This is a genomic window from Spirosoma utsteinense, assembly GCF_014282275.1.
Classification (GTDB): domain Bacteria; phylum Bacteroidota; class Bacteroidia; order Cytophagales; family Spirosomataceae; genus Spirosoma; species Spirosoma utsteinense.
Map to the genome: position 1 here is coordinate 19,112 of NZ_VFIA01000031.1, position 24,709 is coordinate 43,820.

Here is a 24,709-nt window from a genome sequence, read left to right on the forward strand (position 1 = left end):
CATGAACCCGAGGTTAGCCCACAAACCACAACCCACCGTTTCATGTCTGAATCACTCTCGCTGGTCTGGCTCCGGCGCGATCTACGTTTACACGATAATGCGGCTTTATACCACGCGCTTAAGAGTGGTCGCCCTGTTCTACCTGTTTTTATATTCGATCGGGTTATTCTGGATGCGCTGGACGACCGGCGCGACCGCCGGGTAGAATTTCTGGTGCAGGAGATCGATCGGCTCCGTACCGAACTGGCCGGGATGGGATCGACGATTCTGGTTCGTTATGGTAACCCTATCGATATATGGCGTGAATTAACAACGCAGTACCCCGTTGGTGATGTGTTTGCCAACCACGATTACGAAGTATATGCCAAAGAACGCGACAAAGCGATTGGCGAACTGCTCAACGAGCGCGGTATTGGTTTCCATACCTATAAAGACCAGACGATTTTTGAACGGGATGAGGTGCTGAGCGGAAGCCGTACACCATACACGGTTTTTACTCCTTACAGCCGTAACTGGCATGGAAAACTCGATCCGTTTTTTCTAAAATCGTACCCGACGGAAGCGTATTTCGAACATTTACACAGGGGAATTGGCCAGGACGAAGCGAACGTCCTTACTTTGGGCGATATGGATTTTCTGCCGGTTGGTGAGCCCTTCCCAAACCGGACAGTGTCCGATACGTTACTCGATGCCTACAAAGAGACGCGGGATATTCCGGCCCGGCCCGGTACCAGTGAGTTAAGTATACATCTGCGCTTTGGAACGATCAGCATTCGCGATCTGGCGCGGCAGGCTAGAGCGGCTAACGACAAAACGTTTTTGAACGAACTGTGCTGGCGGGATTTTTACTTCCAGGTGCTCGACCATTTTCCGCATGTCGAAAAGAGTTCGTTTCGCCGGGAGTATGATCGGATTGAGTGGCGCAATAACGAAGATGAATTCGACAAATGGTGTCGGGGCGAAACCGGCTACCCGATCGTCGATGCGGGTATGCGCCAGCTTAATACCATTGGCTGGATGCATAACCGGGTTCGGATGATTACGGCCAGCTTCCTCTGTAAGCACCTGCTCATCGACTGGCGATGGGGGGAAGCGTACTTTGGTAAAAAACTTCGTGATTATGATCTTTCAGCCAATAATGGTGGCTGGCAGTGGGCTGCTGGCTCAGGAACAGATGCCGCTCCTTACTTCCGGGTGTTCAATCCAACGCTGCAAACCCAGCGTTTCGATCCTAAAGGAGAATATATCCGGCATTGGGTACCCGAATTCAATAGCCTTGACTATCTGCCTCCTATGGTAGAGCATACGATGGCGCGTCAGCGGGCACTCGATTTGTACAAAAAAGGACTAGCCAAATAGTTACAGTTTCCACTGGACCAGCCAACCCGGTTTCACTGTTTTTGGACGCGGAACACCCGCAAGGCCCGTCGCCGGATTTATAGCCATGAGCGTAATGGGCACAACCGTTTTCGTCTGGGTGGAAATAGCTTTGGTAGCCCGAAAAAATAGGTTGCCGCGAGCGTCTACATCATCAACAATGGCGTAAAGCGCATCGCCGGTATGGAGTTGTTCTTCGCCAATTTGCAGGTCCTCCGTCAGGGAGAATGTCCAGCTCTGTCCCACTTTAGGAAGTCCTGCCCGCACAAGCCAGGCGGCTGCATCGCCCACAAATAGCGAAGGCGTTGCTGGTTTGTTTTTCAGTAGTTCGGTCAATACGCTATCGATCAGATTGACCTCGCTTGTTGTTCCGATCGGGTCGGGCAACGACTCGACAGGAACACCTTCGGGCTCCGGCTCATCGTCGCGAAGCCAGCCCATCCGCCGGGCCTGTTCGCGTTCCTGATTGTAGAGGTCGCCCGTCGAGGCCAGCATCATACCTATCGAACCAACCCCATACGCTGGGTTAGTGAACAGTTCTTTCATGGCCAGAATCCGGTAGAGGTAATAGCCGGTTTCCGGATTCATACTCATGGCATAATAATCACGGTGGCCGGCGTGTACGATTTTACGTTCGACCATGCCAACCCCGCCGTTGTAAGCTGCGGCCACCAGTGTCCAGGAGCCTAGCTTACGGTGTAGAAACCGAAGGTATTTGCTGGCAGCCTCGGTCGATTTGCGTAGGTCGGTACGTTCATCGTTTCCGGGAGCGATGGATAGACCCATATCCTTTGCTGTTTCGTCCATGAATTGCCAATAGCCAACGGCGCCGGCCGAAGAAACCGCATTAGCCTGCCACGCGCTCTCAATAAGCGGCAGGTACTTGAAGTCATTGGGAATATTGTGTTTTTGCAGAATTGGCTCGATGACGGCGAAAAACGGGGCTGAGCGCGCCTTCAATGCATTTACATGGCGAGCATATCCTGAGCTGCTGGCTAGGGCACCAGCCAGTTTGGTCGAGACTTCGCCCTGCTGAGTGGGAACGATCTCTCCCGAAAAATGAAGTCTCGCCAGGCCCACAACAGGGCGCGTCTGTACAGGGCGGGCCGGAGTCACCCTTTTAAGCGTCGTCTTTTTCTGAGCAAACGTAACCTGAACAACCAATAAGGGGCTGATGATCAGGGCGACTAGGCAGCGTGTAGTTAAAATCAAAACAGCAGGTGATGGTGCAACCCATAGACAACGAATCGATGCCGGGGTTTAGTTCAGACGCTTTATCGGTGCGTTTTTGCTCTGTTATTAACCAATTGCACGTTTATAACTGTTTCCAGGTCAAAATCCAGCCCGCTTTTACGCGGTCGATGTCGTTCAGGTTAACACCAATCCGGCCTGTCGATGCGTCAACAGCGGCCAGGGAGAGATCGTAGGTCTGCCTGTCGGATGCAGAGTAGATCTTATCGGCCCGTAAATAGACCTTGTTGGTTCTTCGGTCTATATCCTCCACAATGGCATATAGAATGTCACCCTCTTCGACCTGCTTTTTATCAATTATGTTGCTGCGGGTTAAGCGAAAAGACCATACCTCTCCGCGTTTCACTGCAGCCGCTTCGGTTAAACGAGCTTTGATACCGCCCCGGAATACGTCGGCGGCATTTGGCAAAGGAATGTCTATTGTCTGACCAGTTGCCAGTGCTGCTGACTCCTGCATAGGTGCATCAATCGCCGAGTGCGTTTCGTTGTCCACTATAGCTTCCGGGAGTAGTACTTCGTCGCTTTGCGGTGCTGACTCGGGAATCAACGGCTCACTTAACAAAGCCATCATAGTAGTTGGAATCAGACTTTCATAATGGCAATAGTTGGAGAACAATTCTTTAAACGCCAGAATTCGGTACAGGTATTTGCCGGTTTCGGCATTCAGCCGCAAGTAGTAATAGTCATGTTGTTGCTGCCGGCGAATGTTAGAGAGCAGTGCACCAATGCCGTTATTATAGGCTGCTGCGGCCAGCGTCCACGAACCCAGCCGATTGTGTAAGTAGTTCAGATACCGGCAGGCTGCGTGGGTAGATTTGATCAGGTTTTGCCGTTCATCACTAGGATGGATCCGCAGGCCTAATTCGCGGGCCGTAGCAGGCATAAACTGCCAGTAGCCAACTGCCCCTTTTGGCGACACCGCAAACCCCTGAAGGGCACTCTCTACTAAGGGTAAATATTTAAAATCTGAGGGTACATGGTGAGAAGCCAGAATAGGCTCGATCACCGGGAAAAATTTTGCTGCCCGTTGCCGGATTCGGTACAGGGCTTGGCTTGCAACGGACTTGCTGGCTAAAGCCGATAATAATCGCCTGGCAATAACCTCTTCATGTAGCGGTACCGATTCGCCACAGAAATGGACCGGGGGCAAAGCAGGGTTGAAGGAAGGATCAAAATATGGTTCCGATGTTGATGAAGAAGTGATGGAGCCTGAAGTAGTATAAGGCCCCGACAACGGGATGGATACCGTGGTTAAAAGCAGGCCAACAGCCAGTACAAGAAAGGTGGCTATATTCATGTGCGGTGGGAGAGGATGGTAAATGTTTGGCTATAATTTTCAGCATTTTTCGTAGCGGTCAGTTTTCAGTCATTGGGGAGTCAAACTTTGTATAACAAAAAATAGGCCACCCTACAAAAGGTGGCCTATTTTTATATTTGCTTGCGTTGCTTTCTCTAGAGCCAGTCCCAGAAGTGTAAAGGACGAACACCACCGGCTTTTTTCCAGGATAGAAAACGGGGGCGACGGAAACGGAGTACCATCAAACCCATCATTAATTTTTTTATGGGTAACCCGGTTCGTTGCTTTTCCAGATCAGCGTCCTGCGCATCGGGGGAAGTAGCCGCCGAAGTAGCCATAGCAATTAATTGCTGCGTGTCAGACGGGGCTTTAGTCAAAGTCGTATTCGGGCGTGGCCCCCAGGTGGGGTCTGTATAATCGTCGTCGACTAACTCAACCGTTGGCGAGTCCTTGTTTTTCTTCGATAATGCCAGGGGCTTGTGCCAGGTGGGTAGTGGCTTGGTCAACTGTTCGATGGTAGAGCCCCGCAGTAGAACCGCATATTGCCGGGAATTGCTGAGCAACTCTTTATAGGCAAGGATTCTGAATAGATAGTGGCTTGTTTCGCGGTGTAACCGGAGCCGGTAGTAGTTCGTTTGACCCTGCTGTTCCATCCGGTTCTGGACGTGTGTGATGCCGCCATTGTAGGCAGCAGCCACCAGTGTCCACGAGCCAAGCTGGCGATATAACTGGTGCAGGTAGCGGCAAACGGCTACGGTTGCTTTTTGCAGGTTGTTGCGCTCATCAACGTTCCCACTTACCGTCAATCCCAGTTCCCGGGCAGTACCGGGCATAAGTTGCCAGTAACCTGATGCCCCTTTTGGCGATACACAATCATTGACCAGCGCACTCTCCGCCAGCGGCATAAACCGAAAATCGCGGGGAATTTTGTACTTGCGCAGGATAGGATCGATAATTGGGAAGAACGTCGATGCCCGCCGACGAAGATCGAACAGGCATTCCTGCTGGGCACCATAGGTACGTAATGTTTGTAACCACCGGCGCGATACACGCGGTTCGTCGATAGGTACCTCCTCTCCACAAAAGTAAATGGGGAAAACCCGTTTGGTTGAGTCGACGACTAACAGGGCGGGATTGTCTAAATCGTTCGGCAAGGCAAGTGCCCGGCTTGTATCAATCCCGAAAGCAGCAAGACCAGGAGCCGAGAATGCGACAACTGGTTTTATAGCTGCCATAAGCAGTGAAAAACCTACTTCTTTAATCAAAGGAACATAATTTGGGTAGCACATGAGACGACAAAACCCGGACCTAAATCACGGGTTTGTCACCAAACTTAGAACGAATATAGCTGATTATCTGGTACATACCAAATCGTAATTCTAAGAATTATCCAACGGGACATATAGTAAGTAGGATTTTATCTATCAAAAGCGCCTGCTACCAGCGTCAGCTTCCCGTAATCGTAGCGACCTTCTAAATGGTCGAATATAGCTTTCAATCGGCCTTCCTGAATGCCTACTGCCTGAATGGCGCGCTCAATATCAGCCCGTTCGGCCGGGCTGACAAACGAGCTTATCAAGGTTTCCAGATCCAGGTTGTATCCTGATTTAGCTACCTGCACGAGGTGGCTGGCAATGGAACCTGTGGTCAGCTGACGTTCGGCGGCTATCTCCGCAATTGTCATGCCTGTATTATAAAGATCAAGCGTTTGCTGCTGAGTAGATCGTTTTGGCGTCTCGTTGACGATGGTGCGTACCACGGTTCCCCGACCGGACGTTTCCCGAACATAGCGGGCGATGACCTCCAGAAATTTACGGCCAAACAACTGAAGCTTGCGTTCGCCCACACCGCTTACATTGCGTAAGGCATCGGGTGTAGTTGGACGCTGCCGGGCCATATCTTCCAGCGTTGTATCGGTGAAGATCACATAAGGAGGCACGTTCTGGTCGTCGGCCAGTTGTTTGCGCAACACCCGCAACTGTTCGAATAAGTCGTCGCGCGTCGCGTCGGGTTTTGTTCGTGTCTTTTCGACTACCTGTTTTGGGGCATCATCGGGCCGGACAAGGTCGATTTTACGGTTGCCTTTCAGTACCTGATCGGCGAGAATACCCCGGCGTAACGCATAATGCTGATCGTAGCCAACTTCAATGACCCCAACATTAATAAGCTGGTGCAGGTAGTTTCGCCAGTCTTCGAAGCGCAGATCCCGACCGGCACCATACGTTTTTATCTGGTCGTAGCCACCCTGTAGTACGGCCTGGCTTCGGGAACCACGCAGAATGTCGATGAGCAGGTTCATGGGTACCCGTTCCCCCGTCCGTACTATGGCCGAGAGTGCTTTTTGAGCCAGCACAGTTCCATCGAACGTTACACGCGGGTCGCGGCAAACGTCGCAGTTGCCGCATGGCTCGGGTAGTTCTTCCGAGAAATAGGAAAGCAGGATCTGACGACGGCAGGTATGTGCATCGGCATATTGCTGCATCCGTTCCAGTTTAGCCAGCTGAAGGCCAAGGTTAGCCGGGTTGTTTTCGGCCAGCATTTCCTTGTAGGTTGCTACATCGGCAAAGCTGTAAAATAACACAGTTTGAGCCGCGGCCCCATCGCGGCCAGCCCGGCCAATTTCCTGGTAGAAGCCCTCAATGTTTTTGGGCATGTTGTAATGAATTACCCACCGCACGTTCGACTTGTCGATACCCATGCCAAACGCGATAGTCGCGCACATGATTTTGACATCGTCCCGCAAAAAAGCCTCCTGCGTTCGGGAGCGGTCAGCGGGGTCCATCTTGGCGTGATAGAAGGCTGCATTGAATCCTTTTTCCTGTAGTTTAGCCGCCAGCGATTCGGTCGATTTGCGGCTAAGGCAGTAGATGATGCCCGACGTATCCGGTTTTTGCTGAAGTAGTTTTATAATCTGCTGTATACGATTCTGGCCAGGCAGCACCTGCAGACTCAGGTTCTGCCGGTTGAAGGACGAAATAAATATGGCTGGGTCATTCATGCCGAGCCGGGTGGCAATGTCGTGCCGGGTAAGTTTGTCGGCTGTGGCCGTCAGCGCAATGGTTGGTACAGCAGGAAATTGCTTTTTCAGTACATGTAGCTGCGTATACTCAGGGCGGAAATCGTGCCCCCACGACGATATACAGTGCGCTTCATCGATGGCAAATAAGGAGACGGTTACGTGCTTGAGGAAGGTGAAAAAGGCTTCTGTGAGCAATTTCTCAGGCGATACATACAGTAACTTGAGCTTGCCGCTGATACAGTCGTCTTCGATAATGCGTTGTTCACGACCGCTTTGCGTGCTGTTGTAAAACGCAGCCGGTATGCCGTTCATATGCAGAGCGCCAACCTGGTCTTTCATGAGCGCAATCAGGGGTGAGACAACCACTGTGATGCCGGGCAGCATAAGCGCCGGGATCTGAAAGCAAACAGACTTTCCCCCGCCCGTAGGCATCAGTACAACTGTATCCCGACCGCTGGTAATCGATTTGATGATGTCTTCCTGCATAGGTCGGAAGAGATCGTACCCGTAATACCGCTTCAGATAATCGGCTGGCTGGCTAAGATCTGAACGTTCGGAAATAGGTTGTTTACTGGTAAATGCGTCGGTTGGAGTCATTGATAAAGCGAACTACTATCAAATATACATAAAAATTTTGGGCTGACTTAGTGGTGTTTATCTGTTTTTAGTACCATATTTCATACCAATTCTGGTTAATAATTAGCCACCTTAATCTATAAAATAGTATGAAAAAGACAGTTGCTCTATTAGGCTTTGCCCTTAGTTTACTACTGACCATCAATGGTATGGCTCAGGACGATAAACCCAAGAAAGAAAAAGCCAGGGCCGAAAAGAAGGAAGCGAAAGCGGATAAGAAAATAGCCAAAGAGGCTGGCGACGATGCGGCCAAAACGACTGCTAAAGCAGAAAAGAAAGCCGCCAAGGCTGATATGAAAGCGGCCATGAGCCCGGAGGAGAAAAAGGTGGCTAAAGAAGCTAAGGCCGACATGAAAGAAGCGAAAGCAGATAAGAAGGCGGCTAAGGAAACGGGCGATAAGACCGCTATGAAGGAAGCGAAGGCCGATAAAAAAGAGGCTAAAGCCGATTTGAAAACGGCTAAATCCGACGACGGCAAAAAGATGGCCAAGGCGTTAAAAGAAGAGAAAGCCACCCCCGCTGATTATAAAGCACCAATCGATCGGTCGTCGAAAGGACCCAATGGTGAGCCCGTGATGACTGGCCCGCGCGGTGGGAAGTATTACATCAATAAAAACGGGAATAAGACCTATCTAAGTGGTAACAAGGGCTAAAATCCAGTCTCACTTAACTGTCTAAGTCTACTAGTACCAAAAATGCCCGAGCCACAGGATGGCTCGGGCATTTTTGGTGGTTTTATAAGCAGTTAAATAGTACGTTTCGGTTCGTCGCTGGTTTGGTTCTCCAAATCGAACAGATCGTTCAGCACGTCGATCAGCGTTTCGGCTTCGCCCCGTTTGCAGGCAGCCTTAAGCTGTAAGACGGGTAACTTGATGATCTTTTGCATGATGCCCCGCGTAATCTTGTCTATTTTCTCCGACTCACCGGGAGTCAGGTGTTTTAGATGCCGGGCAATCTCTTCTTTCCGGATCTGCTCCAGCGCATTTTTAAGTTTGTTGATCGTCGGTGAAACGATCATCTCCTTAGACCAGTCGCCAAATTCAGCTACTGCCTGATCCACAATGGCTTCGACCTGTGGAATAGCTGCCAGCCGCTGATTCAGCGCTTCGTCAGCGCGGTTCCGGATGTGGTCGATATTATAAACCAGCACACCCGGTATCTGCTCAACAGCGGCATCGACGCTGCGTGGTACCGAAAGGTCGATAAAATACTTATACGTCAACACGTTCAGCGACTTCAGCAGCAGGGGCGTAACCAGCGGTTCGTCGCGGGTGATCGACGAAATAATCACGTCGGCCCGGCGAATTTCGTCGGTTAGGTTGGCAAAGTCGGCCACCCGGAATCCGTACTTTTGAGCAAGGGCCTCGGTTTTCGCGTGAGTGCGGTTGCAAAGTGTAATATTATTGAGCTTTCTCGCCTCCAGGTTTTTACAAACGTCGGTGCCAATTTCGCCCAGGCCAATAACCAGCACGTTAGGGTTCTGGTTTTCGCCAACCAGTTCTTCGATCAGTTCAACAGCTGCGTAGGAAACCGAAGCCGCTCCATCGCGGAATGAGGTCTCCTGAGCAACGCGCTTATTAGTGAAGAAGATGGTGTGCATCAGCCGATGCAGAAATGGTCCGGCCATGTCCAGGTCAGCCGACCACTGGTAAGCGTGCTTCACCTGATTCGGGATCTGCATGTCGCCCACTACCTGCGAATGGAGCCCAACACAAACTTCGAACAAATGCCGAACGGCCGCGTTGTGAGCATCGAAAAACTGGAAGTAAGGCAGGTAAGTGTCCGTATCGGTCAGGCCCTTTTCTATGAGCAGCAACCGGGCAATATCGGCGTTAAGATTGGGCGACGCAGCAGCAGGTTCGGTAGCATAGTACACTTCGGTACGGTTGCAGGTCGAAACCACCAGAAGGTCGGTCAGGCCGAAGAAATCACGCAGACGGAGCATTAATCGCTTCGCTTCATCTTCGTTGAGTGCAATTAGTTCACGCACCCGGAGAGGAGCCGTTTTATGAGATAAACTAATTGATTTGAACGTATCTAACATCTCAGATAAAACACGCTAAAGGACCTTTAGCAAGCACAAAAATACGGTACAATCACTGGACATGAAAACAACCTGTGTAAAGGGTTTGGTTATTTAGAATCTATCCAAATAATAAGTTTTCATTCTTGTTACAGTCCTATTCTATAAAATAACAGGAGTTTGGCTTCAGACGTTCTATCAGGGTATATAAACTAGCAGCTTTTATGCTTCAGTCATCTCTTTTGCACCATCGATCGTATTTTTCCGTTTACTTGAACAGAATATCCGTTCGTGTCAATCTGATAGGGTTGATAGAGTATACAAGCTGACGAGCAGGGTAGGTTCTGGTACTATTTTCTGAGCGGGTTGCTTTCAACCAGCGGTTAGTCAATATATCCGTCGTTGATTCGTAACGTAACATTATGCTGAAGTCATTCGACATTTACAGTCAGAATAATATTCTGAAGATCATCGTGGCCCTGAATCTGCTTCTGGTAGGAACGGGTTCGTTATTGTATACCAACCGGCTGATCAACAAGCTGGAACTTCGGGAAGAGCAGTACATACAGCTATATGCCAAAAGCATCGCTTACCTGACCGATACGACACACTCCAACTCCGGGGATCTCAACTTTGTTACCAGCGAAATTCTACAGGCGAACCAGACGATCCCGGCGATCTACGTCAATCCGGACGGTGAAATTTCGATGCCGTTAAACTTTACGCTTTCGGCGACTATGACCGATGAAGAAAAACAACAGTATTTACGGGAAAAGCGCGATGAGATGCGTAAGAATCATATGCCCGTTGTTGTCGAAATCGGTAATGGCGTACGGGGTTTGGTTTACTATAACAACTCCGGATCGCTTCGACAGCTCAATTACTTTCCGTATGCGTTGTTAGCCATATTAACCTCGCTGGGGGTACTAGCCTACCTGGCGTTCAGTTCGTCGCGCCGGGCTGAGCAGAACCGGGTATGGGTAGGACTGGCCAAAGAGACGGCCCACCAACTCGGTACGCCCATGTCCTCGCTGATGGCCTGGGTAGAATACATGCGGTCGGATCCGGAGCAGTTTGATGGGTCTATCACGGATGAGATCGAAAAGGATGTTCAGCGGCTGGAAACCATAACGGCGCGTTTTTCGAGTATTGGATCAGTTCCAACGCTTAAAGACGAAGACCTGAACGACGTAGTCCAGCAGTTTACTGGTTACCTGGCGAGACGTATTTCGACAAAAGTGAAAATGAGTGTAGCCAGCCAGCTTCCTGCTGGTCAGACGGTGAAGATGAATAAGCTGCTGTTCGAATGGGTAATCGAAAACATCTGCAAGAATGCAGTGGATGCCATGAAAGGGGTAGGCGAATTGCGGCTGAACATGATCATGCTACCCCATCAGGAGGTTGCCATCGACATTACCGATACGGGCAAAGGTATTTCGAAAGCCAACATGCAGAAAGTGTTCAATCCCGGCTACAGTACCAAAAAGCGAGGATGGGGTTTGGGCCTTACGCTGGCCAAACGGATCGTCGAAGAATACCACGACGGACGCCTTTATGTTAAAAGCTCGGATGTGGGTAAGGGAACCACCTTCCGGATTGTTCTGAACACCGATTAGGAAAGCCTGCTCAGACGATAAACTTTCCTGATCGGTGTTGTTGATCGAAAACTACCGGATAAAGGGAAGACTAATCGTATCGGTTTCGATCTCGTTGCTTACATTCAGGCTCCGGTCGCGTACGGTGATCCTGAACTTTGTTGGGTACATCCGAAACGTAGTTCCATACTGGAACGTGGTATTAAAGTCCAGTTTGCCTTTGATGGGCCCTTTAGGTTTTCCTTTGGTGAGTTCCGGGAAAAATAATGTGTTGGTCACATCGAGCCTGATCTCCTCGTATTTTCCGTTTATCAGACGAAACGTACGTAGCCGGTAGTTGCCCCAGCCACCATTCGATGCGTAACGGGCCGAATCGCCCGACGGAACCGGCGTATCGTTGCCCAAGTTACCATCACCATCTTTGAAGTTGACTGTAATAACGACCGAATCACGCCTGGCTTTACCAACTCCCGTGCCCGCTTGCAGGGGGTAAGGATAGATCTCCTCGAACTCAATTTCAGGTGTGTCGGAGTAGTTAGGCTCGTTGAAACAAGCCGAAAGGGCCAGGGCCATGCCCAGCATAAGAAGATACGGTTGAATTTGTTGCCGTCGCATACTGTTGTATTCGTGTTGCAATAAACGCGTTTTTAACTTTGTCTTTTCTATCAACTCTCTCCGCCGAAGCCATATCCATACGGCAATCACTCCGGCAACAAATCCTGACGGTCGGCAACGAATCGTTCGAATCGCTGGCGCTGGCTGTTTTTCGCTATCAGGCAGCTTACAACCCAGTTTACAGGACCTATCTGGACTGCCTTTCCGTTCGGCCTGAACACGTGACCGGGTTAGATCAGGTTCCGTTCATGCCGATTGGCTTTTTCAAATATCACACCATCCTGACGGGACTGGATCCCAACGACAGAATGGCTGCTGACACCCTGACGTTTGCCAGCAGCGGAACCACAAGCCGAAAGGTCGGGTCGCCGTCTTCTGAATCTGCCGAGACCAGCCACCACCTTGTGCCTGATCCTGAGCTGTATGACGCTGTGAGCACCCGCATTTTCGAGCAGGCTTACGGCCCCCTCACAAACTTTCATATTCTGGCGCTGCTGCCATCTTATCTTGAACGAAATAACTCGTCGCTCGTGTATATGGTTCAGCGATTTATGGCGCAGAGTGGACGATTTACAAGCGGACACCTGCCCACAGATGCTGCCCTGACCGCCGACGAATCGGCAAATTTCTTTCTGAACAACGTCGACGAGTTAACCCGGCGGCTTCGGCAGTTGACCGACCAGCCGGATGGCAAACGGATTCTACTTATTGGTGTCACGTTTGCCTTGCTCGACTGGGCCGAGTCTGATGCCGACCTGCGTTTTCTGGGCCAAAATCCGAACCTGGTTGTGATGGAGACAGGTGGCATGAAAGGCCGACGAAAGGAATTACTGCGCGAAGAGGTGCATGAAGTCCTGACTGACCGGCTGGGTATTTCCCGCGTTCACTCCGAATACGGGATGACGGAACTGCTTTCGCAGGCTTATTCTATGGGGGAGGGCGTGTTTCGGCCAAGTCCAACGTTGCGCGTGGTCCTGCGCGACATCAACGACCCGTTTCAGCGTATTACCCCCGGCCAGACCGTGTCACGCCAGACGGGGTCACGCCAGACCGGCGGTATCAATGTTGTCGATCTGGCCAATCTGGATTCCTGCTCATTTATCGAAACGCAGGATTTGGGGCAGTACGTTGACGAGGGCGAATCGTTCTCCGGGGCGTTTCGCGTCATCGGCCGCTTCGACAACTCCGACGTACGGGGATGCAATCTGCTGGTTATCAATTGAGAAGTCCGTCAGTTGACGAGTCGGGGAGGACTGCTTTCTATAACTATTCCCCGGCTCGTCAACTGACGGACACCTCAATTACTTACGCGTACAGTTTCACGTCATCCAGCGAGATTTGATCACCACACATGATCACCAGCCGCTCAATGACGTTCCGCAGTTCGCGGACGTTACCCGTCCAGGGGAGCGACTGGAGGTAGGTCATAGCATCAGGCGTCATGTCTTTTAGTGGCGAACCGTACTCCGTAGCGATATCCTGCAAAAACTTATCGGCTAGCAGGGCGATATCGCTTCGGCGTTCGGCCAACGGTGGTACGTTGATAACAATGACACTCAGGCGGTGAAATAAGTCTTCGCGGAAGTTCCCGTTGGCAATTTCCTGCCGCAGGTCTTTGTTGGTAGCCGCAATAACCCGGACATTGACTTTGATCTCCTTGTCTCCGCCAACCCTGGTAATCTTATTTTCCTGTAGCGCCCGCAGCACCTTGGCCTGCGCCGATAAACTCATATCGCCAATCTCGTCGAGAAAAAGCGTACCGCTGTCAGCCTGCTCAAATTTACCCACGCGCCGGGCTACTGCTCCCGTGAAGGCACCCTTCTCATGGCCAAACAGTTCGCTCTCGATGAGTTCGCTCGGAATGGCCGCGCAGTTCACTTCAACGAGTGGCATATTGGCACGACTGCCTTTTTCATGAATTTGCTTGGCAACCATCTCCTTACCCGAACCGTTGGCACCGGTAACGAGCACCCGCGCTTCGGTAGCAGCCACGCGGTTGATGGTATCTTTTACCTTTCGGATTGGATCTGATTCGCCAACGATCTCATTGAGTTTGTAAATCCGTTTCTTGAGTGTCTTGGTCTCCTGAACCAGCTTGGCCCGTTCAATGGCGTTACGGACCGTAATGAGTAATCGGTTAAGATCGGGTGGCTTGGTGATAAAATCGAAGGCACCCCGCTTTGTTGCTTCAACGGCGTTTTCGACGTTACCGAAGGCGGAAATCATAATGAACTGGGTGCTTTTACTGGCCTCGCTGGCTTTCAGGAGCAATTCCAGCCCATCCATTTTGGGCATTTTAATGTCGCACAGGGCTACTTCGTAGTTTGTGCGCATAATCATTTCCAGTCCCTCCTCGCCATCTTTGGCTTCGTCTACATCGTAGCCTTCATACTCTAAGATATCGCGTAGTGCCGCCCGAATGCTTTTTTCGTCGTCCACGATAATCAATTTGGCCATATAGTAAGGGTGGTTTGAACAGTAAGGTTGTGTACAAGCTAAAATAAAGGGTTTGTAATTGCCCTGTACTGGTTAGTGCCCAAATGTAATCAATTTACACATTGTGGGGGCTAAGGAAGCTATTGGCATCATTCCTTTTTCCCTGAAAACGTGCTTTAATCGTTAACAAATTGTACGTAAATACCTCCATCAGGAGCTATGTTCATCCGGTTTCCTGGAAAATCAGCCTATCCTTTCTGAAGATGGTAATAATCCGTTAATAATATAGGGAAAGTAGTGTATTGTAAAGCCCTGCTGTTGTCAGGTTAACGCGATTTGTTATCCAGTATGCGTGACCGGTCGTGAGGGCGAAAAACGGCAGAAATGAAATAGACTACAGGCGTTTGCACCCGGTGTGTACGTTAATGACTAGTGGACCCATGTTACCGGTTAAATTTGGTCTACATTTATTTGGCTTAACCCACTCATCGTACCCATGTCTACTCGTACTGTACTTTTATGTGCGTTGATCACACTCTCAGCGATAACCGTCCCGGCCCAGTCACGCCGTCGGGCGCAGCTGACAGCTCCGCAGAGCAACAGCCCGGTGCCGGTTGTTTCGGCTCCGCAGGCACGGCTGCTGGAGAGTCTGCGGTTCAATAGTTCGCTGATGAACCAGGCAATCAACTACTCGATCTATCTGCCGCCTGATTATTATGTATCTAATCGTCGCTATCCGGTTGTGTATTTACTGCACGGTTACGGCGATAATGAAACCAGCTGGGTGCAGTTCGGCGAAGTCGACCGTATCGTAGATGACAACGTGAAAACGGGCCACCTGCCACCCATGATTATTGTGATGCCAAACGGGGGTGCCAGCTTTTACGTCAATGATTACCAGAACAAGGTTCGTTATGAGGACATGTTTGTTCAGGAACTGATCCCCTATATCGATTCTTCGTTCCGTACCCGTCCGCAACGGGAGTACCGGGCTATATCGGGCCTGTCGATGGGCGGTTTTGGCTCACTGGCCCTGGCTATGCACCGGCCCGACCTCTTTGGTTCCTGTGCCGCGTTGAGTGCGGCTGCCCGCACCGACGAGATGTTTGTTGCTATACCTGAAGAGCGGTACAATGCTGTTTTTAGCCCGGTATTTAGCGGCCCCGCCACGGGTAACGACCGGCTAACCCTCACCTGGAAACGCAATAACCCAATTACCCTGGCCCGGTCAGCGCCCGAAGGTGACCTGAAGAAAGTACGCTGGTATATCGACTGTGGCGACGATGACGCTTTGTCGGCAGGCAACTCGCTCTTACATATAGCGCTGCTCGATCGTAGGATTCCGCACGAATACCGCGTTCGGGATGGTGCCCATACCTGGGCCTACTGGCGGACGGGGCTACCTGATGCGCTGAAATTCATAGCCGAAAATTTCCGCCGGTAAGCGGGACCTACTGCCTGATCGGAACGACGGCTTCGGTGGTGTCCCAGGCCAATACCATGTCGGTTCCGCCCGTGGCTGGGGCAAAACTGATTGTGAATTGCTCGGCCATCGGGCTGTGCGGACGGGTGTTGACCATGACGCGCAATTCATCTTTTGTGGAATCGTAATTAGTACCCCACTGGCCGGTCTCCCGATTGAAAATCATTTGCCAGCCATTCGGGAATGGAACAGACCATAATGAGTATTTGCCCGATTTCAATTGCTTGCCCGCAATGGTTACTGGCTGTTTGAACTCAATGATTGTTGCTTCGTTGGCACCCGTACGCCAGACTTTCTGGTAAGGAACCAGTTCGCCAAAGATTACGCGCCCTTTCTTGTAGGGCTGGCAATAGTTGACTTTTACGGTGAGGCCATTCTGCGTGGTCTCCGCTACGGCTTCGGGGCTTCCCGACTTGGTGACCGTTCGCAGTACAAAGATGCCGACGAGTACGACAGCGGCAATGACGCCGAGGATGATAAAGATACGTTTCATAATTTCCTGGTGGTTTGGGACTGATACCGGGCAAGTTAGGCAGAATTAGGAAATCGGCTCGCCAAACGTTGCTGCCTGTTCTGGAAACTGACAGGAATAAAAGAAATGAGGTGACACGGTCATACCGCATCACCTCACTATGAGCCTATAAAAATCTGTCTGAAGTCGCTTCCTGCCCGTGCATGAGCTGGCAACTTATGCCCGGCGAAGCGACAGGCAGGCTATCAAGCCGTTTCCTTCTTCAGCTTGTCGCGCAGCTGAAACAGTTCATCGCGCAGACGGGCCGCTTCCAGGAAGTCGAGATCCCGGGCAGCACGCTCCATTTTGACCTGCGTATCGTAGATGACTTTTTCCAGATCGTTCTTGCCCATGTATTTGACAATCGGGTCGGCCGCAATCCGAATCTCGTCAGGTTCGACGTAAAACTGTTTCACCTTCGAGTCGGCAACTTTGGTTTGACCCATGATGGCCTCGCGCGACTTGAAGATCGTTTTAGGCGTAATACCATTATCGGTGTTATATTCCAGCTGGATGGCCCGGCGTCGGTTCGTTTCATCGATGGCCTTCTGCATAGAGCCCGTCATGGTATCGGCATACATGATAACCTTGCCGTTTACATTCCGGGCTGCACGGCCAATGGTCTGAATCAGCGACCGGATATCCCGCAGGAAGCCTTCTTTATCGGCGTCCATGATAGCCACCAGCGACACTTCCGGTAAGTCGAGTCCTTCGCGCAGCAGGTTGACACCCACCAGTACATCGAATACGCCCAGCCGCAGATCGCGCAGGATTTCGACCCGGTCGAGCGTTTTTACTTCCGAGTGGATATAGCGCGTTTTGATGCCTACCCGCTCCAGATACTTGGTCAGCTCTTCGGCCATGCGTTTGGTCAGCGTCGTGACCAACACCCGTTCACCGACTTTGATACGGCTGTCGATGGATTCGAGCAGATCATCGATCTGGTTCAGGCTGGGGCGTACTTCTATTTCGGGATCGAGCAAGCCGGTTGGCCGGATAAGCTGCTCCACAACGACGCCCTCACTCCGGCGCAATTCGTAATCGGATGGGGTAGCCGACACATAAATTGACTGACCACATAGCTCTTCGAACTCCTGGAAGGTCAGCGGGCGGTTGTCCATGGCCGAGGGAAGCCGGAAACCATAGTCTACGAGGGCCGTCTTGCGGGATCGGTCACCGCCCCACATGGCCCGTATCTGCGGGATGGTCGCGTGGCTTTCGTCGATGACCATCAGGTAATCATCCGGAAAATAATCGAGCAGGCAGAAAGGCCGCTGGCCGGGCATGCGTTTGTCAAAATAGCGGGAATAGTTCTCGATACCCGAGCAGTAACCCAGTTCGCGCATCATTTCGAGGTCGAATTCGGTTCGTTCCCGAATGCGGGTAGCCTCCTGTTCGCGAAACTCCGACTCGAAGTAGCGGACCTGCGTGACCATATCATCCTGAATCTGGTTGATGGCCCCGTTGAGCGTGTCGCGGCCTGTTACAAAAAGATTAGCCGGAAATATAGTCACCAGTGTCTCGCTGGACAGTTTCTTGCCGGTGCCGGGATCGATCCGCTGTATGGTCTCTATTTCGTCGCCAAAGAAAATAACGCGGTAAGCAAAGTCGGCGTAGGCCACATACAGATCGACCGTGTCGCCTTTAACCCGGAAATTGCCCCGGGCAAACTCGCCTTCGGTACGGCTGTAGAGAATACTGACCAGCTGGTGCAGGAAGTGGTTGCGGCTCATCTGCTCGCCCACCCCGATCCGCACCACGTTACGTTTGAATTCTTCGGGGTTGCCCATGCCATAGATACATGACACCGACGCGACCACGATTACGTCGCGCCGACCGCTCATCAGGGCTGACGTGGCTGCCAGCCGCAGCTTGTCAATTTCCTCATTGATGGCGAGGTCTTTCTCGATGTACGTACCCGTTGTAGCGATGTAGGCTTCGGGCTGGTAGTAGTCGTAGTAGGAAATGAAGTACTCGACGGCGTTTTCAGGGAAAAACTGCTTGAATTCGCCGTAAAGCTGAGCAGCCAATGTCTTGTTATGGCTCAGTACGAGGGTGGGCCGGTTGGTTTGAGCGATGACATTGGCCACCGAAAACGTTTTGCCCGACCCCGTTACACCCAGCAACACCTGGGCGGGTTCGCCTTCCCGAACGCCTTTCACCATCTTCTCGATAGCGGCAGGCTGATCGCCGGTAGGCTGGAATTCTGACGTTAGTTTGAAATTCATTCGTATTGGCCTGTGCGGCCCGCTGTAATCAGGCTAATTTACGAAAAATCGGAACGGATTGCAAGGCTGGCTTTTCCGTTATTTTATCGTCCGCTTCATGCTTTGTTTGTCTTTCCGGCGGTGTTCTTGCTCGTCCAGTTTCTCCTGGTGGATCTCCTCCGCTTCTTCCACGGAGTGCGTTTCATACAGGCTGTCCTGCGCTTTGGCTTTCTCGACCAACTTGCCAAAAAACTGGTGTAGGGCCATAAGTTCTACCTCGCTCAGGTCTTCCACATTGAGCAGTCGGTTGGAGGCTTTCCGATTGACCGCGATCAATTCGTTCAGCTTGATCTGCATGGCCAGTGAGTCTTTGTTCTGCGATTTCTGAATCAGAAATACCATCAGAAAGGTAATGATCGTCGTGCTGGTGTTGATGACCAGTTGCCAGGTATCGGAATAGCCGAAAAGCGGACCGGTAAAGACCCAGACGATAATGGTTGTCAACGCCAGCAAAAAGGCCGTCGATGAACCGGTAGCCCGGGTTGCCGTAGAGGCAAACGACTCGAAGCGTTGCGTGAATGAATTTGTTTTCATGAACAGGAATGGTTTCTAAACGTATAGATACCGTGTAAACGCTGCCAACGCTACTTCCAGAAATTAAATCACATTAATGTCTGCTCCGGGGGCTTTGAGGCACCATTTTTCCTGTCTAGGGCATCTGTCCGGTTTCACGGCGCAGGCTGTCGGCAGAAATTTTTGCCGCCCTTGCGCCTTTGGCAAGGTACCGGCGTAGTTTCGGTATGGCCAGGGCCATATCGGCCAGGGTCAGCATGCCATTGATGCCGGTGTAGCCAACAGAACGCTGGACCAGTTCGCCATTGGGGGCAATAAAGAGCAGGGTAGGGTAACTCCCTACGGCATAGGTACGGGCCAGGTCTGCGCCCTCGCCAAACTCGGCGTTTATCTGGTAATTGACAAAGCGCGCATTGTATTTCTCAGCCACTTTGGCATTTGGAAACGCTTCCCGGGCCATCCGGCGACAGGGCGGGCACCAGGTTGTATAGACATCGAGGAAGATCGGCTTATTCTGAAGTCTGGCTTCGGCCAGGGCCGCCTGCCACGAGCCCGCAAAGAAGGTAACGCCTGCCGGTGGCTGGGCATGGAGTTGACGCGTAGTGAGGAAGCAAAATGCCAACAGGAGTAATGCGGTTTTCACAGGTTGTGGGCAATGGGGAATGAACGTAGACAAGCAGAAACAAAGGTAGCCAGACGAACGGTTTTCCGGGCTCCGTTCCGTGGTATTCGGGTGAACTAATACCCTGGCCAGCTTGTCTTTTTTATACATGGCAAAGAAGACACAAACAAGCACGAATCCCGCTGATACTAAGGACGAACTAAGCTGGCGCGAACGATTTGCTGCCCTCGGAAACCTGCCTGCTTTTTTTAAACTGGTGTGGGAGGTATCACCGGCATTATTTATTGGCAACGCATTCCTGCGGCTTATCCGGGCCGCCATTCCGGCGGCTACGCTTTACATTGGCAAGTTGCTGATCGATGAGGTCGTACGGCTATCGGCACCGGGCGGGCCTGATGATACGACCTACCTCTGGACCCTTGTTGGGGCTGAATTTGGACTGGCCATTCTGTCGACGGCATTAGGTCGGGCAGTGGCACTCATGGATGGGCTGCTGGGCGATCTGTTCGCCAACCGGACTTCTGTCCGGCTCATGGAGCATGCTGCCACGCTCGATCTGGAGCAGTTCGAGGACGCTACCTTCTACGATAAACTGGAACGGGCCCGACGGCAGACCAACGGCCGGACGGCGCTGCTTTCCGGGGTGTTCGGGCAGGTACAGGAATTGATCTCGGTTGGCTTTCTGGCGGCTGGTCTGGCCGTATACAATCCGTGGCTGTTGCTCCTGATCCTGGTGGCGGTTACGCCCTCGTTCATCGGCGACAACTACTTCAACCAGCGCAGCTACTCACTCACCCGTTCGTGGACGCCCGAACGGCGCGAGCTTGACTATTTGCGGTTTGTGGGCGCTAGTGATGAAACGGCCAAGGAGGTCAAGATTTTCGGACTATCGGGTTTCCTGATCGACCGGTTCCGTACATTGTCGGATGAGTTTTTTCAGAAAAATAAGGCGTTGGCTATCAGCCGGGCAGGCTGGGGCGTGGTACTTACAGCCCTCGGAACGGCTGGCTACTACGGTGCCTATGTCTGGATTGTGGCCCGCGCTGTCAGCGGGCAGATTTCGCTTGGCGATCTGACGTTTCTGGCCGGGTCGTTCCGGCAGGTGCGGGGTTCCCTGGAAGGGATTCTGCTTCAGTTCAGCAGCCTGACGCAGGAAGCTATCTACCTGCAGGATCTGTTCGATTACTTCGCCATTGAGCCGCTCATTCATTCGCCCAAAACGATACGGCCATTTCCTAAACCCATTCGTGAAGGGTTTGTCTTTGACAATGTCGGTTTCAAATACACCAATTCCGAACGCTGGGCCTTGCGTAATCTGTCGTTTACACTTCAGGCAGGCGAGAAGCTGGCCCTGGTGGGGGAGAACGGTGCGGGTAAGACCACGCTGGTCAAACTGCTGGCCCGACTCTACGACCCCATCGAAGGCCGTATTTTGCTCGACGGACACGACCTGCGCGAGTATGATCTCGAAGAACTCCGACGAAATATCGGGGTCATCTTTCAGGACTACACCCGGTTCAAAATGTCGGCTGGTATCAACATTGCCGTGGGAGACATCGACCAGCGTACCAACCAGCCCCGTATCGAAACCTCAGCGCAGCGGAGTCTGGCCGACACGGTCATTGCCAAACTTTCCGGTGGCTACGATCAGCAGTTGGGCCGGTCGTTTGGGAAAGGGGTTGAGCTATCGGGTGGCGAGTGGCAGAAAGTAGCGCTGGGCCGGGCCTACATGCGTGATGCCCAGTTGATCATTCTCGACGAACCGACGGCCGCCCTCGACGCGCGGGCCGAGTACGAAGTGTTCCAGCGGTTTGGTCAGTTGACCGACGGGAAATCGTCTGTTATCATCTCCCACCGGTTCAGCACTGTACGGATGGCCGACCGGATTCTGGTGCTGGAAAACGGCACCCTGCTCGAAATCGGGAGTCATTACGAGCTACTCGAAAAAGACGGCCGCTACGCCGAGTTGTTCGGCTTGCAGGCGCGGGGGTATCAATAATGTTTGTGCATAGAAAAGCCAGTTATAGTCAACTGTAGCTGGCTTTTCTGTGCACAAACAGATTTACGCTTTCTCCGGCTCGGGTCCGCGAAACGCATCTTTTTTGTCTACCGCAGGGAGCTTAACGGGTCGCCCTTCGCGAGCCGACTGGTAGATAGCTTCCATGATTTTCTGGTCCTGAAGGCCTTCTTCCCCGGGCGTGAACGGCGTTTTGTTCTCCAGCACACAGGTAGAAAAATGGTCCATCTCAGTGGCAAAATGGTCTTTGTCGCCCAGGTTATGCTGGATTACCTGATTCGCTTCACCCTGCGCCTGACTGGTTTCCAGTTTCAGCCCTTTGTAGGGGAAAGCCGGGTCCATTTTGATCCAGCCCGTGTCGGCCAGCACCTTGTAGTTCTTGTCATCGTGGTGACCGTAGCTGGTAGCGCAACTGGCCTGAACCCCACTCGGGAATTTCATCAGCCAGTTTACCTGCTCTTCTACTTCCTTGAAGCGCGGGTCGTTGGGCGTACTATGCACATAGGCCGACACTTCGGTGGGTTCCTCGCCTAGCACATACCGGATAGTATTCAGACAATACAGGCCTACGTCGGGCAGTGACCCGCCCCCGGCCAGCGCCTTGTTGAACCGCCAGTGCTTCGGGTTGTCGGAGTTTTGTCCGTTGTTGGCTATGATCGATTTCACCTTGCCGAACTGCTCTTTCTGTACCATCTCGCGCACCATCCGGTTGTGTGGTTCGTACTGAATCCGGTAGGCGATCATCAGTTTACGGCCCGCTTTCGTACAGGCGTCGATCATCGACTGGCATTCCGAGGCCGTGTTGGCCATAGGTTTCTCGCATAAAATGTGCTTGCCTGCCTGCGCCCCCCGGATGGTATACTCCGCGTGCATGCCGTTGGGCAACACGATATAGATCACCTGTACTTCTTTGTTATCACGCAGTTTGTCGTAATCGGCATAGCTATAGCAGCTTTCGGGTTTGATGCCGTACTGGGTCGCTACCTTCTGCATTTTTTCGGGACTGCCGCTCACTAATGCCACAACTCTGGACTTCTGGCAGGTTCCAAAGGCAGGCAGAATCTGGTTGAGGGTCAGGTGGCCCAGACCTACAACAGCGTAGCCAACGCGTTGATCGGGTGGCAGGGGCGTAGGCGTGGACGATTCCTGCTGCTCGGTGTTGGCTTTGATCTGCTCCAGCTCCACGGGTTTCTGCTGATCGGCCGGGATATCGGCTGGTGGAGATGTGGCGGGTAATTTAGGCACCGGGCCGCTGGGTGTGCTGGCTACCGGTGGTGTCGCGGTGGTGGTAGCGGGCTTCTTATCGCACGAAGCGATGGTGCTACCTACCACGCCAAGGGCCACACTACGCCCGGCCGCTTTTAAGAATTGATGACGAGACAGGGCAGGTTCACCAACCTGACTGAAAAACTGGTTGACAAGCGAATTGATCGGTTTCATAACGTTGTATTTGCAGGAAAACTGACTGATTTTTACTTTGTTGTAAAAAAACCAATCGAATGACTTCATGCGTCCAACAGTTGAGCAATTGCATACGTCAGGCCAGTACATACTGCTCGAATCGTTCAAAATCGACGAGATGAGTCAGTTTTTGATGCGGGAACTGGGGATGGTAAAGAAACCGAACCCGGAGCCTCAAAAACAGCGCACCGGAAGCTGGATTTTTCTGGTCGGTCTGACACTGGCCGGGGGAGCGTTTGGGTATGCCGGGGGAAAACTGTTAAAGGGTAACGCAGGTGTTGACTCGTTTTTGTGGCAGGTGGGAGCCGGGGTGCTGGCGCTGTTTCTGCTCCTGCCGATCCACGAATTTATTCATGGGCTGGCTTTCAAACGCATTGGGGCACCGAACGTTGGGTATGGCTACTCACTCAGGAGTATGATGGTGTATGCCTACTGCCAGAAGTTTCCGACCACTATGCGTGAGGTGGCGTTCGTGGCGGTGCTGCCTTTTGTGCTTATTACGGCCGGGCTGATCACGGCCTGGATCGTATGGCCAACGTATGGTGTGTTCTGGGCTATGTTGCTGCTTATGCATACGAGCGGCTGCATAGGCGACTTTGTGCTGATCAATTATTACATCAAGACCCGCCATCGCAGGGTTTACACGTATGATGACGTAGAAGGCGAGCGAATGACGTACTTCTTCGAGGAACGAGGGTGATGAGTTGAACAGAATACTTTTCAGACAGGATAAAGGGGATGGACAGGATGTATAAAACAAATCCTGTCCATCCCCTTTATCCTGTCTGAAAAAAGAATTATCGAATCGGTGAATAATCCGTTGGCTTCATGTAAACGGATTCAACTTTGTCGGTCAGGGGTCCGTTCTTTTCAGATTCGGCTTTTACCTTGACCCATTCAGGATCTTTGCGGAAGTCATCGAAATGCTGTTTCCCTTCTGCCTCTGATGGATGGGCCAGTATGTAGATCAGTTTGGGCTGTTTCCCATCGGCCTCCGTCGTGAGCCAGTAGCCAATGTTAGTCATACCGTGGTTGGAAAACAGCTTCAGCGTATGGTCATGGAAACGAGCGAGGAGATTGGTCAGCTTGCCGCGCGCGGGCGTGTAGGTGCGTAGCTCGAAGGTGCGCTCGGGTTGTTTGGCTACGGTTTTCACCGCCGGCGACAGTTCGGACTCCATCATGAAAATCTGATCGACATGATCGACAAGTTTGCCATTGGCTTCTGTTTTGGCAACGACAGCTTTCCATTCCGGGTCGCTGCCGAAGGCTTGCCAGGATGCTTCGCGTGCTTCGCGGCTGGGATAGGCCAGAATATAGACCAACTCTTTCCGGCTGGTATCGGTAGGAGTCCAGTAGCCGATATTTTCCATACCGTGCTTGGCGAAGATCTTGGTCGTATACTGCCGGAACCGGTCAACGATTTCGGCGTATTTGCCCGGTGTAGGGTAATAGATCCGAATCTCGTATAGCTTGTTCGTGGGTTTGACCGGAGCGGACTTAGCCGAAACGCCCCCGGTGAAGATGGTGGTTGCCAGAAATACGCCAACGGCCAGCGATAGAATTAATTTGTGCATAATTTGAAATGA

20 protein-coding genes are annotated in these 24,709 nt (G+C 52.0%); 7 read left to right on the forward strand and 13 right to left on the reverse strand.

Translation table 11 applies throughout. The annotated features are described in order from the left end of the window. The first annotated feature begins 42 nt into the window (after window positions 1–42). Window positions 43–1,359, forward strand: a complete 1,317-nt coding sequence (locus FH603_RS20675; protein WP_186739605.1) for a cryptochrome/photolyase family protein — start codon at window positions 43–45, stop codon at window positions 1,357–1,359. Here FH603_RS20675 and FH603_RS20680 read toward each other — a convergent pair whose 3' ends face one another. The 4 genes from FH603_RS20680 to recQ all read right to left on the reverse strand — a co-directional run bounded on the left by FH603_RS20680 (window position 1,360) and on the right by recQ (window position 7,541). After that, entirely contained in the window at window positions 1,360–2,589 is a 1,230-nt protein-coding gene (locus FH603_RS20680) for a lytic transglycosylase domain-containing protein (RefSeq protein ID WP_235985451.1), read from the reverse strand. A gap of 103 nt (window positions 2,590–2,692) precedes the next feature. Continuing rightward, window positions 2,693–3,925, reverse strand: coding sequence for a lytic transglycosylase domain-containing protein (locus FH603_RS20685; RefSeq protein ID WP_186739606.1), 1,233 nt, complete (start codon window positions 3,923–3,925; stop codon window positions 2,693–2,695). A gap of 155 nt (window positions 3,926–4,080) precedes the next feature. Further along, window positions 4,081–5,160, reverse strand: a complete 1,080-nt coding sequence (locus FH603_RS20690) for a lytic transglycosylase domain-containing protein (RefSeq protein ID WP_186739607.1) — start codon at window positions 5,158–5,160, stop codon at window positions 4,081–4,083. Window positions 5,161–5,342: 182 nt separating this feature from the next. Next, window positions 5,343–7,541 (reverse strand): DNA helicase RecQ, encoded by a 2,199-nt coding sequence (recQ, locus tag FH603_RS20695; protein WP_186739608.1) that lies wholly within the window; start codon window positions 7,539–7,541, stop codon window positions 5,343–5,345. A gap of 128 nt (window positions 7,542–7,669) precedes the next feature. Here recQ and FH603_RS20700 point away from each other — a divergent pair, with 128 nt between their 5' ends. Beyond that, window positions 7,670–8,233: a hypothetical protein gene (locus FH603_RS20700; protein ID WP_186739609.1), complete on the forward strand. Its 564-nt coding sequence runs from the start codon at window positions 7,670–7,672 to the stop codon at window positions 8,231–8,233. A gap of 92 nt (window positions 8,234–8,325) precedes the next feature. On the opposite strand, the gene hemA is transcribed toward FH603_RS20700, so the two are convergent. After that, window positions 8,326–9,624, reverse strand: a complete 1,299-nt coding sequence (gene hemA / locus FH603_RS20705) for a glutamyl-tRNA reductase (RefSeq protein WP_186739610.1) — start codon at window positions 9,622–9,624, stop codon at window positions 8,326–8,328. A 401-nt stretch (window positions 9,625–10,025) separates the two neighbouring features. Between hemA and FH603_RS20710 the strand changes: the two genes are divergently transcribed. Then, window positions 10,026–11,219, forward strand: coding sequence for a sensor histidine kinase (locus FH603_RS20710; RefSeq protein WP_186739611.1), 1,194 nt, complete (start codon window positions 10,026–10,028; stop codon window positions 11,217–11,219). A 51-nt stretch (window positions 11,220–11,270) separates the two neighbouring features. Here FH603_RS20710 and FH603_RS20715 read toward each other — a convergent pair whose 3' ends face one another. Further along, on the reverse strand, window positions 11,271–11,813 hold the full coding sequence (locus FH603_RS20715) for a hypothetical protein (protein WP_186739612.1): 543 nt from the start codon (window positions 11,811–11,813) through the stop codon (window positions 11,271–11,273). A gap of 38 nt (window positions 11,814–11,851) precedes the next feature. Here FH603_RS20715 and FH603_RS20720 point away from each other — a divergent pair, with 38 nt between their 5' ends. Next, entirely contained in the window at window positions 11,852–13,036 is a 1,185-nt protein-coding gene (locus tag FH603_RS20720) for a LuxE/PaaK family acyltransferase (RefSeq protein WP_186739613.1), read from the forward strand. Between the two features lie 82 nt (window positions 13,037–13,118). Here FH603_RS20720 and FH603_RS20725 read toward each other — a convergent pair whose 3' ends face one another. Next, window positions 13,119–14,270 carry a sigma-54-dependent transcriptional regulator gene (locus FH603_RS20725; protein ID WP_186739614.1) on the reverse strand — a complete coding sequence of 384 codons (1,152 nt, stop codon included), beginning with the start codon at window positions 14,268–14,270 and terminating at the stop codon, window positions 13,119–13,121. Between the two features lie 475 nt (window positions 14,271–14,745). Here FH603_RS20725 and FH603_RS20730 point away from each other — a divergent pair, with 475 nt between their 5' ends. After that, window positions 14,746–15,693 (forward strand): alpha/beta hydrolase, encoded by a 948-nt coding sequence (locus tag FH603_RS20730; RefSeq protein WP_186739615.1) that lies wholly within the window; start codon window positions 14,746–14,748, stop codon window positions 15,691–15,693. A 7-nt stretch (window positions 15,694–15,700) separates the two neighbouring features. Here FH603_RS20730 and FH603_RS20735 read toward each other — a convergent pair whose 3' ends face one another. The 4 genes from FH603_RS20735 to FH603_RS20750 all read right to left on the reverse strand — a co-directional run bounded on the left by FH603_RS20735 (window position 15,701) and on the right by FH603_RS20750 (window position 19,666). Next, window positions 15,701–16,225 (reverse strand): DUF2911 domain-containing protein, encoded by a 525-nt coding sequence (locus tag FH603_RS20735; RefSeq protein ID WP_186739616.1) that lies wholly within the window; start codon window positions 16,223–16,225, stop codon window positions 15,701–15,703. Window positions 16,226–16,449: 224 nt separating this feature from the next. Then, window positions 16,450–18,471, reverse strand: coding sequence for an excinuclease ABC subunit UvrB (gene uvrB, locus FH603_RS20740; RefSeq protein WP_186739617.1), 2,022 nt, complete (start codon window positions 18,469–18,471; stop codon window positions 16,450–16,452). A 78-nt stretch (window positions 18,472–18,549) separates the two neighbouring features. Next, the gene (locus FH603_RS20745) at window positions 18,550–19,044 is read right to left on the reverse strand and encodes a low affinity iron permease family protein (RefSeq protein WP_186739618.1); all 495 of its coding nucleotides are present in this window, start codon (window positions 19,042–19,044) and stop codon (window positions 18,550–18,552) included. A gap of 115 nt (window positions 19,045–19,159) precedes the next feature. Further along, on the reverse strand, window positions 19,160–19,666 hold the full coding sequence (locus tag FH603_RS20750; RefSeq protein WP_317171271.1) for a thioredoxin family protein: 507 nt from the start codon (window positions 19,664–19,666) through the stop codon (window positions 19,160–19,162). 127 nt (window positions 19,667–19,793) lie between these two features. Here FH603_RS20750 and FH603_RS20755 point away from each other — a divergent pair, with 127 nt between their 5' ends. Then, window positions 19,794–21,644 (forward strand): ABC transporter ATP-binding protein, encoded by a 1,851-nt coding sequence (locus tag FH603_RS20755; protein WP_186739620.1) that lies wholly within the window; start codon window positions 19,794–19,796, stop codon window positions 21,642–21,644. A 63-nt stretch (window positions 21,645–21,707) separates the two neighbouring features. Here the strand turns inward: FH603_RS20755 and FH603_RS20760 are convergent, their stop codons facing one another. Then, on the reverse strand, window positions 21,708–23,102 hold the full coding sequence (locus FH603_RS20760; RefSeq protein ID WP_186739621.1) for a Gfo/Idh/MocA family oxidoreductase: 1,395 nt from the start codon (window positions 23,100–23,102) through the stop codon (window positions 21,708–21,710). A gap of 67 nt (window positions 23,103–23,169) precedes the next feature. Between FH603_RS20760 and FH603_RS20765 the strand changes: the two genes are divergently transcribed. Next, window positions 23,170–23,823, forward strand: coding sequence for a DUF3267 domain-containing protein (locus FH603_RS20765; RefSeq protein ID WP_186739622.1), 654 nt, complete (start codon window positions 23,170–23,172; stop codon window positions 23,821–23,823). A 97-nt stretch (window positions 23,824–23,920) separates the two neighbouring features. Here FH603_RS20765 and FH603_RS20770 read toward each other — a convergent pair whose 3' ends face one another. Continuing rightward, window positions 23,921–24,697 carry an NIPSNAP family protein gene (locus FH603_RS20770; RefSeq protein WP_186739623.1) on the reverse strand — a complete coding sequence of 259 codons (777 nt, stop codon included), beginning with the start codon at window positions 24,695–24,697 and terminating at the stop codon, window positions 23,921–23,923. Between the last annotated feature and the right edge of the window lie 12 nt (window positions 24,698–24,709).

Excerpts from the sequence above, each read along its gene's own strand:
- FH603_RS20755 (WP_186739620.1), top strand. The coding sequence starts at position 19,794 with ATGGCAAAGAAGACACAAACAAGCACGAATCCCGCTGATACTAAGGAC.
- recQ (WP_186739608.1), bottom strand. The coding sequence starts at position 7,541 with ATGACTCCAACCGACGCATTTACCAGTAAACAACCTATTTCCGAACGT.
- FH603_RS20685 (WP_186739606.1), bottom strand. The coding sequence starts at position 3,925 with ATGAATATAGCCACCTTTCTTGTACTGGCTGTTGGCCTGCTTTTAACC.
- FH603_RS20730 (WP_186739615.1), top strand. The coding sequence starts at position 14,746 with ATGTCTACTCGTACTGTACTTTTATGTGCGTTGATCACACTCTCAGCG.
- hemA (WP_186739610.1), bottom strand. The coding sequence starts at position 9,624 with ATGTTAGATACGTTCAAATCAATTAGTTTATCTCATAAAACGGCTCCT.
- FH603_RS20735 (WP_186739616.1), bottom strand. The coding sequence starts at position 16,225 with ATGAAACGTATCTTTATCATCCTCGGCGTCATTGCCGCTGTCGTACTC.
- FH603_RS20745 (WP_186739618.1), bottom strand. The coding sequence starts at position 19,044 with ATGAAAACAAATTCATTCACGCAACGCTTCGAGTCGTTTGCCTCTACG.
- FH603_RS20770 (WP_186739623.1), bottom strand. The coding sequence starts at position 24,697 with ATGCACAAATTAATTCTATCGCTGGCCGTTGGCGTATTTCTGGCAACC.
- FH603_RS20700 (WP_186739609.1), top strand. The coding sequence starts at position 7,670 with ATGAAAAAGACAGTTGCTCTATTAGGCTTTGCCCTTAGTTTACTACTG.
- FH603_RS20710 (WP_186739611.1), top strand. The coding sequence starts at position 10,026 with ATGCTGAAGTCATTCGACATTTACAGTCAGAATAATATTCTGAAGATC.
- FH603_RS20690 (WP_186739607.1), bottom strand. The coding sequence starts at position 5,160 with ATGGCAGCTATAAAACCAGTTGTCGCATTCTCGGCTCCTGGTCTTGCT.
- FH603_RS20715 (WP_186739612.1), bottom strand. The coding sequence starts at position 11,813 with ATGCGACGGCAACAAATTCAACCGTATCTTCTTATGCTGGGCATGGCC.
- FH603_RS20765 (WP_186739622.1), top strand. The coding sequence starts at position 23,170 with ATGCGTCCAACAGTTGAGCAATTGCATACGTCAGGCCAGTACATACTG.
- FH603_RS20675 (WP_186739605.1), top strand. The coding sequence starts at position 43 with ATGTCTGAATCACTCTCGCTGGTCTGGCTCCGGCGCGATCTACGTTTA.
- FH603_RS20725 (WP_186739614.1), bottom strand. The coding sequence starts at position 14,270 with ATGGCCAAATTGATTATCGTGGACGACGAAAAAAGCATTCGGGCGGCA.
- uvrB (WP_186739617.1), bottom strand. The coding sequence starts at position 18,471 with ATGAATTTCAAACTAACGTCAGAATTCCAGCCTACCGGCGATCAGCCT.
- FH603_RS20760 (WP_186739621.1), bottom strand. The coding sequence starts at position 23,102 with ATGAAACCGATCAATTCGCTTGTCAACCAGTTTTTCAGTCAGGTTGGT.